This window comes from Mycoplasmopsis opalescens ATCC 27921, from assembly GCF_000712185.1.
GTDB lineage: Bacteria > Bacillota_I > Bacilli_A > Mycoplasmatales > Metamycoplasmataceae > Mycoplasmopsis > Mycoplasmopsis opalescens.
Map to the genome: position 1 here is coordinate 93,296 of NZ_JOOB01000008.1, position 14,783 is coordinate 108,078.

The 14,783-nt window shown below is 30.7% G+C and carries 14 protein-coding genes; 2 read left to right on the top strand and 12 right to left on the bottom strand.

The genetic code is table 4. From position 1 onward, the window contains the following. Nucleotides 1–5 precede the first annotated feature (5 nt). On the top strand, nucleotides 6–1,826 hold the full coding sequence (locus tag T385_RS0100540; protein ID WP_029905546.1) for an ABC transporter ATP-binding protein: 1,821 nt from the start codon (nucleotides 6–8) through the stop codon (nucleotides 1,824–1,826). A 72-nt stretch (nucleotides 1,827–1,898) separates the two neighbouring features. Beyond that, nucleotides 1,899–2,723: a TIGR00282 family metallophosphoesterase gene (locus T385_RS0100545; RefSeq protein WP_029905548.1), complete on the top strand. Its 825-nt coding sequence runs from the start codon at nucleotides 1,899–1,901 to the stop codon at nucleotides 2,721–2,723. Between the two features lie 65 nt (nucleotides 2,724–2,788). Here the strand turns inward: T385_RS0100545 and T385_RS0100550 are convergent, their stop codons facing one another. The 12 genes from T385_RS0100550 to ffh all read right to left on the bottom strand — a co-directional run bounded on the left by T385_RS0100550 (nucleotide 2,789) and on the right by ffh (nucleotide 14,775). Then, the gene (locus tag T385_RS0100550; RefSeq protein WP_029905550.1) at nucleotides 2,789–4,492 is read right to left on the bottom strand and encodes an MAG3240 family lipoprotein; all 1,704 of its coding nucleotides are present in this window, start codon (nucleotides 4,490–4,492) and stop codon (nucleotides 2,789–2,791) included. A gap of 100 nt (nucleotides 4,493–4,592) precedes the next feature. Further along, nucleotides 4,593–5,264, bottom strand: a complete 672-nt coding sequence (locus tag T385_RS0100555; protein ID WP_029905552.1) for a hypothetical protein — start codon at nucleotides 5,262–5,264, stop codon at nucleotides 4,593–4,595. A 100-nt stretch (nucleotides 5,265–5,364) separates the two neighbouring features. Then, nucleotides 5,365–5,796: a F0F1 ATP synthase subunit delta/epsilon gene (locus T385_RS0100560; RefSeq protein ID WP_029905554.1), complete on the bottom strand. Its 432-nt coding sequence runs from the start codon at nucleotides 5,794–5,796 to the stop codon at nucleotides 5,365–5,367. 2 nt (nucleotides 5,797–5,798) lie between these two features. After that, nucleotides 5,799–7,250 carry a F0F1 ATP synthase subunit beta gene (gene atpD, locus T385_RS0100565; protein WP_029905556.1) on the bottom strand — a complete coding sequence of 484 codons (1,452 nt, stop codon included), beginning with the start codon at nucleotides 7,248–7,250 and terminating at the stop codon, nucleotides 5,799–5,801. 38 nt (nucleotides 7,251–7,288) lie between these two features. Then, nucleotides 7,289–8,155, bottom strand: a complete 867-nt coding sequence (gene atpG / locus T385_RS0100570) for an ATP synthase F1 subunit gamma (protein WP_029905557.1) — start codon at nucleotides 8,153–8,155, stop codon at nucleotides 7,289–7,291. After that, nucleotides 8,155–9,735 carry a F0F1 ATP synthase subunit alpha gene (gene atpA, locus T385_RS0100575; protein ID WP_029905560.1) on the bottom strand — a complete coding sequence of 527 codons (1,581 nt, stop codon included), beginning with the start codon at nucleotides 9,733–9,735 and terminating at the stop codon, nucleotides 8,155–8,157. The genes atpG and atpA overlap by 1 nt, the downstream gene beginning before the upstream one ends. Nucleotides 9,736–9,745: 10 nt before the next feature. Next, nucleotides 9,746–10,285 (bottom strand): ATP synthase F1 subunit delta, encoded by a 540-nt coding sequence (gene atpH, locus T385_RS0100580; protein WP_029905562.1) that lies wholly within the window; start codon nucleotides 10,283–10,285, stop codon nucleotides 9,746–9,748. After that, nucleotides 10,285–10,839, bottom strand: coding sequence for a F0F1 ATP synthase subunit B (gene atpF, locus T385_RS0100585; RefSeq protein ID WP_051677936.1), 555 nt, complete (start codon nucleotides 10,837–10,839; stop codon nucleotides 10,285–10,287). The genes atpH and atpF overlap by 1 nt, the downstream gene beginning before the upstream one ends. A 5-nt stretch (nucleotides 10,840–10,844) precedes the next feature. Beyond that, nucleotides 10,845–11,084 (bottom strand): ATP synthase F0 subunit C, encoded by a 240-nt coding sequence (atpE, locus tag T385_RS0100590; RefSeq protein WP_029905565.1) that lies wholly within the window; start codon nucleotides 11,082–11,084, stop codon nucleotides 10,845–10,847. Between the two features lie 25 nt (nucleotides 11,085–11,109). After that, complete coding sequence (locus T385_RS0100595; RefSeq protein WP_029905567.1) at nucleotides 11,110–11,844, bottom strand: F0F1 ATP synthase subunit A; 735 nt, start codon at nucleotides 11,842–11,844, stop codon at nucleotides 11,110–11,112. A gap of 635 nt (nucleotides 11,845–12,479) precedes the next feature. Beyond that, nucleotides 12,480–13,424 (bottom strand): YwaF family protein, encoded by a 945-nt coding sequence (locus T385_RS0100605; RefSeq protein ID WP_029905571.1) that lies wholly within the window; start codon nucleotides 13,422–13,424, stop codon nucleotides 12,480–12,482. A 1-nt stretch (nucleotide 13,425) separates the two neighbouring features. Further along, on the bottom strand, nucleotides 13,426–14,775 hold the full coding sequence (gene ffh / locus T385_RS0100610; RefSeq protein ID WP_029905573.1) for a signal recognition particle protein: 1,350 nt from the start codon (nucleotides 14,773–14,775) through the stop codon (nucleotides 13,426–13,428). Between the last annotated feature and the right edge of the window lie 8 nt (nucleotides 14,776–14,783).

A 14,783-nucleotide genomic window follows, 5' to 3' on the forward strand; every position in this document is an offset into this window, starting at 1 on the left:
GGACTATGAAAAAAGATAAATCTAAACGCGTCAAAATTAAAGACATTGTTAATTTGTTTAAGGTTTTTCATAAGTTTGCCGGTAATCATTGCTGAAAATTATATTTAGGACTATTTTTATCTTTTGTTGCCCTCGGTCTTTATAATCTCGGAACCTTAATGACCGGTTTAATTGTAAGTAATACATTCACTAAAGAGGTTTTAGCTGGTGTAGAAGAATTTAATTTAAATAAATTTATTTTATTCTGCTCTATTTTGGGTGCGGCCTTCTTGCTTTATCTAATTTTAAGAACAATTTTAAATCGCTTACTTATCGAATTATGCATGAATATTGCACACAATATTCGTAAGCAAATTAATGATAAACTTTTACAAATGCCAGTAAGCTATTTTGATCATCAAAAAGCTGGTGATTTAATCGCAATTATTTCCAATGACGCCTCACAGTTAGCGATGGCATTGACACAAATAGTCTCTTCTGTCATTAGTCAAATTTTCTCGATTTTGATTTCAGTTGTAATTTTGATGCTTACATCTGTAACGATTTCAAGCATTATGATTGTAATTGTTTTATTCTTCTTTAGCATTGGAATTTACCTTGCTTCATTCGCAGGACCTGCTTTCATTAAACTAAATGAACACTTTGGAGAAATTGTTGGATATGTTGAAGAAATATTAAAAAATCAAAGGGTTGCAAATAGTTTTAATCAACAAAAAGCAACAATTGAAAACTATCAAAAAATTACCCAAAAGATCTATAAAACAGCAATTGTAGGCGATATTATTCAAAGACTAACGTCGCCTTGATCAGTTTTTGCAAATAACATTTTAGTTATGTCTAGTGCTATTTTTGGTTTAATTTTTAAAGAAAATAATTTACCTTTCGTTTCTGTATTATTCGATGAGCCTAATGCTGGATTTTTCATCGGTTATACAGGCTTGCTTTGATCTTTGACCGGCAGCTTCAATGTAATTATGGATAGTTCATTTGCGTTTTTACAAGGAATTAGCGCTATGCGTCGTGTGGATAAAATTCTTAACTTAGAAAATGAAAAACCAATTGAAAATCCAGTTGAATTAACTGATGTTAAAGGTCATATTGAATTTAATAATGTATATTTTCGCTATAATCAATCATCTGGAAAATACCAGCTTAAAAATGCTACTTTCGAAGCAAAACCTGGCGAAACAATAGCTATTGTTGGTGCTACCGGAGCCGGTAAAACTACAATAATTAACCTACTTTCAAAATTTTATGATTATGAAATGGGAAGTATTAAAATCGACAATGTTGAATTAAAACAAATACCCAAGACCAATTTAAGAGATTTTATGGCTGTTGTTTTACAAGATCCATTTATGTTTAACGACACAATCAAAAACAACATTAAAATTGGTAATTCTCTAGCTGACAATGAACATATTATTGAAGCTGCAAAAACAGTATCAGCACACGAAATTATTATGCAATTAGAATTTGGTTATGATACGCAATTAGTTAACGACGGAGCTATGCTTTCAAAAGGTGAACGTCAACTAATAGCTATGGCTAGAGCCATTTTAGGCGAAAAAAGAATCATCATTTTAGATGAAGCAACCTCAAATATTGATAGTAATACTGAAAAAATTATTCAAGCTGCCTTAAATGAAAAAATCTTAGTTAACAAAACAGCTATTGTTATTGCTCATAGATTAAGCACAATTAAAAATGCAGATAAAATCTTGGTAGTCGAAGACGGACAAATAGTTGAAGGTGGCACGCATGAAGAGTTATTAAAACTTAATGGAAGCTATGCAAAATTATATAACTCCCAATTTAGCCAATAACTCTACTCTATAGGCATATTGGTATTAAAACAAATTTATTTATTGTTTACAATGTAGTTTGGAATTAAAAAAATGAATAAAAAAAACAAACAAATAAGAATACTTTTCTTTGGTGATATTTTTAGCGAGAATGGCATTATAGCAGTTGCTAAAAATATTGACAAGATAAAACAAAAATATAACGTTGATTTTACGATTGCGCAAGCAGAGAATGTGACTGATCGTAAAGGTTTTTCTGAAGAAGATTATTCACGTCTAAAGAAAATAGGCATTGATGCTTTTACTTTAGGTAATCACGTTTGAGCTAAGGATGGTATTTTTAATATTATAAATTGTAATGATGTAATCCGCCCCTACAATATTCCTAGCTCTTATGCAGGCCACGGTTCATCGGTATTTAAAGTTAATAACTCAACTTTAAGAGTTACTTCTATGATGGGCATATGCTTTAATAAATTATTAAAGCCATGAGGTGATGAATATGCATTAAACTTTTTCGATGCAGCAGATAGTTTAATTAACAACTCTGCTAATCAAAAAGCTGATTTTCACTTTATGGATTTCCATGCTGAAACTACTTCGGAAAAGTACACATTCGCGCTTTATCTTGATGGAAAAATCGATGCCTTTTGTGGCACTCACACACATGTTCAAACAAATGATGCTCATGTTTTACCAAAAGGTACATGTTATATAACCGATGTTGGAATGTGCGGCCCTTATGATTGTTCAATTGGTGCAAATTTCCAAGAAGTATATGAACATATGCGATACCAATCGAGAAGTATCTTCCGTCCTTCTGAAAATCAATCACAAGTTAATGCAGCATATATAGAATTAAACACTATTGATAAACACTTAAATAAAATTGAAGCGATCAAAATATTGCCTTATTAATAATTTATATTTTTTTCCTGTGCTACACTAATTTTAGTAAAAAAATAAAAACAGTTATGCTGTTTTTATTTTTGTAAAAACTCTGAATAAGGCAAGGTCTTACCATTATCGATTTCGGTTCCATAATCAAAGTTAATTGATTTTAATTCCTTTTGTTTTTCTATTATTTTAGCATTGTCAAAACCAACTAATCCGCCCACTAAAATGATTTTTTCGCTGTTTTCTTTTGATAACATTGATTTTCCTTCGCTGTCTATAAAATCAATTTTTAGGTCAAATTTGCCAATATTGATTTGGTTTTTAAGTTCATCATTAAGAATTTTAACCTTAACTCTTTTAATAACATTTTTTTCATGGTCAATATCATTAAGACATGTATTTTTATTAGTTGAGTATGGCTTTGAGACGTTATAAAGTAATATAAACTGGTTTAATGCGTTTTCTAGGTTTTTTTCAAAAAGTTTTTTATTTTGGTGCATTGTTGTTATATCGACTTGTTCCATTTTTTTATTCCCTCAGAAAGTTAAATCATTTCGGTAGGCATGAATAATAAAATTAATAATATCTATTAGGTTAGTTTGGTAAAAATCATCAGGATCTACTATTTCAGGTGTTTGGCACTTATCATTCATTTTTTTATAATTAAATAATTTCGGGTTTTTTAATTTTTTATCTTCATAAAAACCGTGTTCAAAAATATGGTTATGGATGGTAAAATCAACCGAATATCAAGGGAATGTGCCGATAATTTCACCATTTTTATCTTTTACTTCTACATCTAAAACAGCTATAGAATAGCTATTTCATAATAATTTAGTTGGTTTTCAGCTAATAATTCTAAAGCTATAATCCTTTGATTTTGTGGTTAAATAAAACAAGTCTGTATTATATTGAAGCAAACTTAAAAAACCATTTAAATTAAATATTAATCATTCCACTCTGGGGTGCATTAAATTGTCAAATTCACTAGCTTTGAAAATATTCGTCTTCAAATTCAAGTTTAAATCAGCAAATAAATCATTAAGGTGAATGGCATCGTTATCTTCAAAATTTAGTCTTTGGTCTTTATCTCCCTTAATCTCAATATTTTTATATAAATATTTATCACCATCGGTAAAATCATTTTTTTTGATTTTCAATACAATATTTTGGTTTTTATCAGTTGATGAATCGAAAACTACAATATTAATAGTTATTTCTTTGTCGTTGTCTAGATCAAAATCAATATTTTTTATTTCATATTGTTCATTGTTCTTATTAAAACTTTTTAAATAAAACGTGATGGCTTTTTTATATTGATTTTGTAAAAATAAACTTTTTTTAAACGACGCAAATCGTGTTTGATCCACTACGGGTATAGATTTATCAATTAAAAATCTTTTTGCGCTTAAAAAGCCTGTAGAAAAGGAGTTTTGATCAAGTTCTTTATCTTTATTTTCATTTTCTATTATTTGTTTTACATTTATATTTGGAACTGAATTTTGTAAAGAGTAAGAGTTATTTTTGACTTTAAAAAATATGTCATTACTTTTAATTTTAATAGTGGTAGCTTGTATTTTCTCAATTAATAAAAATTTTAATTGAGAAAAATTAATGTTTCCTATTTCTTCTTCGGACAAATTTAATTTATCTATTAATGGAATAGATTTATTATTTTCATCCGTAGGTTTATATGGATTATTATTTGAACATGATATTGCTATGCTTGTGGGCAATATCATCGACGATAATAGAGAAGCTATTTTAATTATTTGGCTTTTTTTATTCATTTTTTAATTATATATATTTTTTATATTTAAAGATTAATTTTTGGGATTCGATAATCAAAAAAGACAATAGTAATAATTAAACTCTATTGTCTTTTTTTGATTATTTTGAGTTTTGTTTGACTTTTAAAACAATATTTTTGCTTACTTCTAGTTTCTCAAGGTAATCAACTTTATTGTCTTTTAATTTAATTGTAACTGTTACATTTCTTTGGGTATTCATTTCTTTGCTGAATTCATCTAATTTAAAGATTATTAAGGTTTTATTAGGAACTTTAACTTCATCAGTAAGCATCAAATCTTGCTCTGTTCAGTCTTTTATTGGTTTGTTGTTGCTTTCAGGATTAACAATCAGGGTTTTATCAGTGATTTTTGTTAATAGATCATTCATTTTTTTAAGGGTATCTTTAATATTTTCTAATTTGGAATTATTGTTAGCTTTATTTTGTTCGACTTCCATAATTTTAGCTTTAATGTGCTTATTTAAAAATTTTGTTTTTTGAGCATCATTATTAACAAATTTAGTTGCATCTTCAATTTGTTTATTTATGGATGCCAATAGAATTTCATAAAAATTTTGGTTTTCTAGCTGAGAAATTATTTTGCTTTGCTTTTTAATTGCATCAATTTCATTTTGAAGTTTTAAAACTAATTTTGGATGTTCCTCATGGTCTTTTTTATTCCTGATTGGTATGACAACGGCAGGCAAAATTGTGCCAACTCCAACAATGGTTACACTGGATAAAAGAAATCAAGTTACACGCTTTTTATTCATTTTTTTATTATACTGTATTTTATTAATTATTAAAGAAATACTTAAAACACTGTGATACAGTATTTTTAGTAAAAAAATAGCATCCGAAGATGCTATATTATTAATGTGGGGAATGTTCAATATCATAAACTTTAATTCTATTAAGAGCTTTTCTAAGTTTAATTTCTAACTTAGCTTTATCTTTATAGGTATCAACACTAGAAAGGAGGTCGAGAGCTGAATCTCTGTCTTTTTGTGCTCTGACAATATCGATGTTTTCACCAAAGATAATATCATCAGTTATGATTCTTATGTTTGCTCTATCAGCAAATACAAGCCCTCCACCTACTGAGCAGACGTGATAATCTTTATCACCTGGGCTATTTATAGTTAATTTCCCAATTGCAATATTGCTTGCAAAAGCGCTTATTCCAGGCAAAAGACAAATAGCTCCGCCACTCTTAGTTCTTAAGGTTACACTTCTAACATCACCTTCGAAAAACACATTTTCAATAGTAGTGATTTTTAAATTAATTGTTTTAGTTGTTGCCATAATTACTCTGCTACAGTATTTTTGGTTTTATTTGCTTCTCGTTCTTTTTGATATTTAGCATATCTAGAATCAATTTCATCAATGCTTGAAGCATACATAAATAGGTTTTCAGGCACATTGTCATATTGGCCTTCTAAAATAGCTTTAAATGATCTAATGGTGTCTTTTAAAGATACATAAGCACCTTTAATGCCTGAAAATTTTTCAGCTACGGTAAATGGTTGAGATAAGAATTTTCTAATTCTTCTAGCTCTTGCCACAACCTGCTTGTCTTCTTCAGATAATTCACCAACACCTAAAATTGCAATAATGTCTTGTAATTCTTTGAAGCGTTGTAAAATTGAAATAACTTCACGAGCCACATCATAGTGTTCTTGACCAATTACGAGTGGGTCAAGTAATCTAGATGATGATTCAAGTGGATCAACAGCTGGATAAATACCTAAGGCAGCGATTTCTCTCGCTAAAACGGTTTTAGCATCCAAGTGCGTGAAAGTTGTAGCTGGTGCAGGGTCTGTTAAATCGTCAGCGGGCACATAAACGGCTTGAACTGAGGTAATTGAACCTGCGTGTGTCGAAGTGATTCTCTCTTGCAATTGGCCCATTTCAGTTGCTAGTGTTGGTTGGTATCCAACCGCACTAGGCATACGACCTAAAAGTGCTGATACTTCACTACCTGCTTGTGTAAATCTAAAAATGTTATCGATGAATAATAAGACATCTTGATTTTGTACATCTCTAAAATATTCAGCCATAGTTAAACCGCTTAGAGCAACTCTCATACGAGCTCCTGGTGGTTCATTCATTTGACCAAAGACTAAGGCTGTTTTATCTAAAACACCTGATGCTTTCATTTCATAATACAAATCATTACCTTCACGGGTACGTTCTCCAACTCCGGCAAAGACACTTAATCCACCATGTTGGGTTGCAATATTATTAATTAACTCTTGTACTAAAACAGTTTTACCAACCCCTGCTCCACCAAATAACCCTATTTTTCCACCTTTAGCATATGGAATTAATAAGTCAATTACTTTAATACCAGTTTCCAAAATTTCGCTAGTCGTTTTTTGTTGCTCATAGTTTGGTGCTAAGGCATGAATTGGCATTTTTATTACATCTTTTGGTGCTTCTAAATTATCAATTGGATCTCCTAAAACGTCAAACATACGGCCTAAAACATGATTGCCAACTGGTACAGTAATGGCGTTTTTAGTATCTATAACTTCAACTCCACGATATAAACCATTAGTTGAAACCATGGCAACACATCTAACAGTATCATCACCAATATGTTGTGCAACTTCTAGCGTGTATTTTTTATCATCAACATAGCAAACTAAAGCATTTAAAAGTTTAGGTAAAAAGTCACGAGGAAATCTTACGTCAACGACTGGACCCATAATTTGAATTATAGTTCCATTAGTATTTAATGTTTTTTCTTGTTTCATAAATGCTCCTTTTATTTCTTTTTTGCCTGTGCTACAGACTAAACGGCGTCAGCACCTGCAACGATTTCATTCAATTCTTGGGTAATGTTGCTTTGTCTTTTACGGTTAAATTCAAGCTTAAGATCTTCAATTAATTCGCCAGCATTATCAGTTGCTTTCTCCATAGCTTGACGTCTTGAAGCAAGCTCTGAAACCGTTGAATTTGCAAAACAATTAGACAATTTAGCAGTTAGAAATAGTGGTAATGCTTCATCGAAAACCGCTTTGGCTGATGGTTCAAATTCAATCAAGGAAACAATTTTAATATCATCTAAATATGTATGCTTATAATCATTGTCCTGCTTAATTTCAAATGGATAAAGATTTAAGACGCTTTCTTCTTGAATTAAATTATTAACATATTTATTATAGATAACATATACATTTCTGAGGTTATGTTCCTGAATATTTTTAATGATTCAAGGGATAATTTCTCTAGTTATTTGATCATAATTTGATGTTACGTCAGAATACATCTTAACTATTTGCTCTTTATGTTTGTCTAAAGCATGGATAACTTTTAGGCCGACTAGAATCATTAAATCTTGCTTACCTACAGTCTTTTTGGCTAATTTTATAATGTTAGAATTATGGCTACCAGCCAAACCTAGGTCACTACCGATAATAATATATAAATTCTTGCCTGTACTTGGGACACTAAAGTGATCATCAATTTCGTTTTTAGTCATATGAGTCGCTAAGGCTTCGATGGTTTGGTCGATTTGTTCAACATAATTTTTAATATTATTAAATTCTTTTTTAGCCTTGAGGAGCTTGTTACTTGATACTAGTTCCATGGCATGTGTAATTTTTCTAATATTGCTTATTGTGTTGATTCTACCTTTAATTTCCTGAGTTGATGACATTATTTAATTTTATCCAAAACGTTTTGTGGAATTGAGTAATTCATCTCTGGTTGATAGTTTGGTATTTGACTAATTGTACTGTCTACAAGCCTTTTTAGCATAATTAAGTATTTTTTCGTTATCGCATCATTCAATGAGTTGTTATTAGCTAATAATTCTTCAGCTAAGGCAATACCTTCTAGTGAATGCATAGTTTCAACGACTGAATTTTTGAAATTAGCTATGCTTGTTAGAGGGATTGGGTTAATTAAGCGCTCTTTAATGGCTAAAAGTAATGCAACTTGAGTTGGCTGTGATAATGGAGAATATTGTGGTTGTTTAAGCATTTCGAAAACTTTAGATCCATGAGCTAAAATTTCCTTGGTACTATCATCTAAGTCACTTCCAAATTGTGCAAAAGCTTGCATTTCATTATATTGTGCTAATTCAAGCTTTAATGAACCTGAAAGTTGCTTCATTGCTTTGATTTGGGCTGCACTACCTACACGGCTGACACTAAGCCCAACGTCAACAGCTGGTCTTTGTCCAGCGTTGAATAAAGATTCACGTGTAAAGATCTGTCCATCGGTTATGGAAATAACATTAGTTGGAATATAAGCTGATATATCACCTTGCTGAGTTTCGATAATTGGTAAAGCAGTAATTGAACCGCCACCATATTCTTTTGTTACTCTTGCTGCTCTTTCGAGTAGTTGGCTGTGAAGATAGAACACATCACCAGGGAAGGCTTCACGTCCAGGTGGACGGCGTAATAATAATGATAATGTACGGTATGCTACCGCATGTTTAGACAAGTCATCATAAATAATTAAAACATCATCACCTTTAGACATTCATTCTTCAGCAATCGTTACCCCAGCATAAGGTGCAATGTATTGCTGAGGTGCCAATTCAGAAGCTGATGAAACCACGACTGTGGTGTAGTCTAAAGCTCTAACTTCACGTAAGCGATTTACTATTTGTGCTACTGTACTGTTTTTTAAGCCAATAGCAACGTAAATACATTTAACATTTTTACCTTGCTGATTAATGATTGTATCTAAAGCTATAGCTGTTTTACCGGTTTGGCGATCGCCAATAATTAATTCACGCTGGCCTTTTCCGATAGGAATCATACTATCAATTGAAATGATACCTGTTTCTAATGGCTGTGAAACAGCTTCACGAGACATAACACCTGATGCAACTTTAAATATTTCACGGCGTTGAGTTGTTTCTATTGGGCCTTTCCCATCAATAGGTTGACCAAGCGAGTTAATAACTCTACCTAAAAGTTTATCACCAACATTTATAGAAATAACTTCACCTGTTCTGCGGCATTCATCACCTTCACTTAGCAAGTTAGCATTACCAAAAATTGTAACACCAACCACTTCTTCTTCAAGGTTCAAAACAAGGCCATATATGTCATTTTTAAAGACAACTAATTCACCATTTCTCACTTTATTTAATCCGCTAACTAAAGCGATACCGTCACCAACAGTGATTATTTTTCCATATTCTGAATAGTCAACTTGTGAGTCATAATTTTTGATGCGTTCTTTTATAATTTTTGATATATCTCAGTTAATACTTGACATCTAAAACCTCCTATTTGACTAGTATTTGGCTGATTTTATGCAAATCATTTTGATATGAATGTTCTATTATTTCATTATCAATTAATATTCTAAAACCAGCGATTAATTCTGTATTTACACGTGGATAAATTCTTACTTCACATTGATATTTTTGAATAAGTTTTTTTCTTATTAGTTCTAATTTTTCATCGCTTAATTGTGTTACTGTTTCAACAACTGCAAACTTAATGTTTAAGTGTTTATTTGCAACTCTAAAAAAAGCGATTAAGATACGTTTAAAGATATAACCAGCATTTTTTTCACAAATGACTTTAAAACACCTTGCTAATAAATTTCCTGCTGGTTTTTCAGCGAAGATATTGTCAATTATTAAGTTTTTTTCCTCATTAGGAATAGCTGTATTTTTTAATAATTTCTCAAAGTCACTGTTGTTTTTAGTTTGAAAGTATAATTCTAAAAGGGTATCGTAAACTGATTGAACACATTTGTCTTCAATTGCTAAATCGAGCAAGGCAAAGGCATATCCATCGGCATTAGCACGTGTGTACATTAGCTTTCCTTTAGAAACTTATCAATAATTTTGTCTTGAGTTTCTTGCGAAATTTCTCTTTCGAGAATTTGACGAGAAAGATTAGTAGCGGCTGTAACGATCTCTTTTTTACTTTCTTTTAATAAATTGCTTTGTTGTAATTGAATATCGATTTTAGCTTCTTCAATCATTCGTTGAGAAGTACTTTTTGCCTTCTCAATATAACGTGAATAGGCTGCTTCAGCACGAATTTTAGCATCACGCTTAATGAGATTTGCGTCTTCATGAGCTTTAGCTAAACGAGTATTAACTTCTTCAAGTTTTTGTTGAGAAAGTTTATTTGTTTCCTCTGCTTGATTGATGTTATTTTGAATGTAATCTTGGCGTGCTTTTATTGCTTTTTTAACTGGCTTATAGAGCAAAAAGTATAATATTATAATTGAAATCAATAATGATAAAAGCGTAGCTAACATCAATGGTCAAGAAGGAAAAATTTTGAAGAATTTTTCTTGAATCGACTCTGATAAATCAGGTCTTTCAGGCACTGCGGCAGCATAAATAATGTTATGAAGCATGTTGATTATTTAAGCACGAAAATGATGATAATTGCAACAATTAAGCAGTAAATTGCTGATGATTCGGCAACACCTTGACCGATAAGCATCATTGTTCTAATTTTAGATGCAGCTTCAGGGTTTCTTCCGACAGCATCACAAGCTTTACCGGCTGCAATCCCTTGACCTAATCCACATCCAAATGATCCAAGCATAGCTAGACCAGCACCAACGGCAATTAATCCTACTTTAACTCCGTCATTCATATTGAACCTCCTAAAAAATAAATAGTTATGCAATAATTTTTTGGGTTTGATTAATTTTCTTTTTTGACTTTTTTACTATCTTTTCAGCTTCACTTGATCAATAAACTGTTGTAAGTAATGTAAATACTAGAGTTTGCACAATTGGACCAAACATATCAAAAAACATATGTAAAAATGGTGTAAAAAATGAACCAAAAAAGTAAAATCCATTTGTGATTGGCATTAAATCCCATACGTATCCGAAGACATAATAAACTAAATACGTTATAGTTGCACCACCAATAATATTTCCAAACATACGCATTGATAGTGAAATTAATGGAGCAAACTGACTTACTATTTCAATTGGGCTAACTAAATATCTTTTTAATCAGCGTCATTTTTGAAATATAGTCGCAATAGTATAAGATCCTAAAAATGTTATTAAAGCCAAGGTTAAAGTCACCGAATAAGATGTAGCTATAGGTTCTAATCCGATTAAACCAAGCGAATTACCAATTAGTATAAAAGTAGCTAGGCTAAAGATATAAATTCGCATCTTAGGTAATTTATTTTCACTAGCTTCATCATATAAATTGCACACAGCATTAACATAACCTTCAGCCACTAACTGTAAAGCTTTTGGAGCTTTATTCGGCTTAGCGTGTTTTTTAATGTGTATTGTGACGCTAATCGAGATAATAAAAATTATCAAAACAGTCACAAATAAAGAAAACAATTGAGGTTGATTTCATTCGTTAAAAAATCTTTTAAAATCCATTTATTAGCCTCCTTTCCTTAGTTTTTTTTAATAAAAATAATCGATATAGGTAATACCAAAATGCCTATAAAATAGGTGAAAATGTTAAATGGATAACTCACCTTTTCTATTATTGAGGCATCTAATTTGTTAAAATAAACATTTAAAAATAATGCGGCCAAAAAGATTAATCCAACTAATAAAGTTAAGCAAATATTGACTATTGTATTTGATAATACAACTGATTTTTTATTAGTTAGTTTTTGTTTTTGAATTAGTATTGATCTAATTGAAAAATTTAACATATAGCTAAAAGCGCCAAGCCAAAAACCTAGTAAACCGTAAATGTTCAAGTAATAAAAAAAGCATAGCAACAATAGTGAAACTACGCCAGCAATTATTATAAAATTTAGATATATTTTTTTTAATAATTGCCTACTCATTTAAATCCCAAAAAATAACTATTTTTATTATGTATTAATTATTAATACTTTTTTATTATATAACTTTAATATATAAGACAAAATAATAAAATTTTTTGGTTTGTTTTTAACTAAAAACACTGTAGATAAATTAAAAAAGCAAAATTTAAAAAGAATAAATAGCGAATTATTTTTTTTATACAAAAATATTGCTATTTATTCATTTATTAATTTCTAAGCTACTTTTTCTTTCTTTTTTTGTTTAAAAGAATTCAAATAAGCTATTCAATGTGCATGCTTTTCGACTTTAATTTTATAGCGATTATTTTCATCTTTTTCAAGGTAAATGCATTTTTGAAGCATCCAAATAAAACTCAATAACACAAACGAAATTCCGCCTAATATCATGAATGTAAAGATATTAAATGGTCATTTTGTAAGTGGTCCCATAAGGTTTACTTGTGAGTTTATCTTGTCAAATCCTGTGTATCAAAAATTACTTGCTCATGAGACTTTGGCGTCATCGTTAGGCATTCAAAATACGTTTGTTAATCAATTAATTCCAGAGATAAATAGGAAAATTCCTGAAAGCCCAAGAAAAGTAAAGCCAATTTCTTTAGCTGTTATTTTTTCATCAACAAATATAAAAAGCAGAACACTATAAATTAATATAAATGTGTGAACAATTAAATAATCATGAAAAATAAAAGCATCTAACCCAATATTTTGAGGAACATTTTTTGGGCGTGGTTTAGGAAAAATCATACTCTCAAAGCTTGGGATAGCCAGAGCTACTAATGTGGCTAAAAAGCCTATGATACCGAAGTATTTGACTCAATTAGGCTTATTTAAAATTGAGACTAAAGCTAGAGCCATAAGAAATAATCTGCAAAAGTGCAATGGTAAAACTTCTCATTTGAGTGGATAATCTGAGAAGATAGTTCAGGATGTTCTCAAAACTTGATAAACCAAAATAGTTATCCCAATAGTCATGTAAAATGCTCGTTTAGATAATCCTAAAACCTTATTTTGTGCAACGTATCAATTATGAATTTGTTTTTTAAAAATTCAAATAATAAGGACAGCAATTAAGCATAAAGCAACGTAGGTGTAAAAGTATGCAAAACTTAAACCTTCAAACTTTAATTGGTTTCCTTGACTGGCAAAAAATCCTTTCATACTACCCCATCATTCCCATTTTAGTTAAGTCGCCTAAATTTCCAGATTTTATTTTTTTAGCCATTTCTGTCATTCTCTTAGACATTAAATCAAATTCATTCATGAGGCGGTTGTATTCAAAGGCAGATGTTCCTGAACCTTTAATGATACGAGCTTTTCTTGATGCATTTTTTAATAGTTTAGGATTGCGGCGTTCTTTAATAGTCATTGAGTTGATAATTATTTCAAAAGAACGCAATTTTGTTTCAGCTTCATCAATTTTTGAATCATCAATTTTTTTAGCTAAACCTGGAATTAATTTTACTAATGATTTCATTTTGCCCATTTTTTTAACTTGAGCTAAGTTATTCATTAAATCATCCATAGTGAAGTTGCCTCTTAAAATTTTAGCAACCATATTTTTACTATCATTAGGATCAAAAACTTCTTCAGCTTTTTCAATAAGAGATAAAACATCGCCCATGCCTAAAATACGGTCAGCCATTCTATCAGGATAAAAAATATCCAAGTTAGCAACTTTTTCGCCAGTACCGATAAATCTAATAGGCACATTTAAAACTTTAGTGATGCTTAAGGCAGCGCCACCACGAGCATCTGAATCTAGCTTTGTAATGATGCTTCCACTCAATTTTAAGCGCTTATGAAATGCTTCAGCAACGTTAATAATATCTTGCCCGGAAAGTGCATCTACAACCATAATAATTTCATGTGGACTAGCTATTTTTCTAACATCATCGATTTCATCCATAAGTTTTTCATCGATTGCTAAACGGCCTGCCGTATCGATAATGATTAAGTCATTTTTATTCGTTTTAGCGTACTCAAGCGCTTCTTTTACAATATTTTGAGCACTATCATTAGTTCCTTTTTCGAAGTAATCAACTTGAATACCTTTAGCTAATGTAACTAATTGTTGAACCGCTGCGGGTCGATAAATATCAGCAGCAACTAAAAGTGGTTTTTCAACGTATTTTTTCTTACGTAGGAAATAAGATAATTTAGCAGCGGCTGTGGTTTTACCGCTACCTTGTAATCCACACATCATTATTATGTATGGACGGCCTGAAATTGTAAATTCTTTAGCCTTGCCACCTAAAATTTCTTGCAATTCATCATGAACAATTTTAACCATTAATTGCGAAGCATTAAGGGACCCTACTAAATCAGAATTGAGAGCTTTTTCTTTGACATTAGCAATAAATTCTTTGACAACTTTTAAGTTAACGTCGGCTTCCAATAAAGCCATTTTAATATCACGAGTAACTTCTAAGATGTCTTCTTCATTGACTATTGTCTTTTTACGCATTTTTTCAAAAGATTTTTGAATTCGATTTTCTAAAAAGCCAAGCATTTATCCTC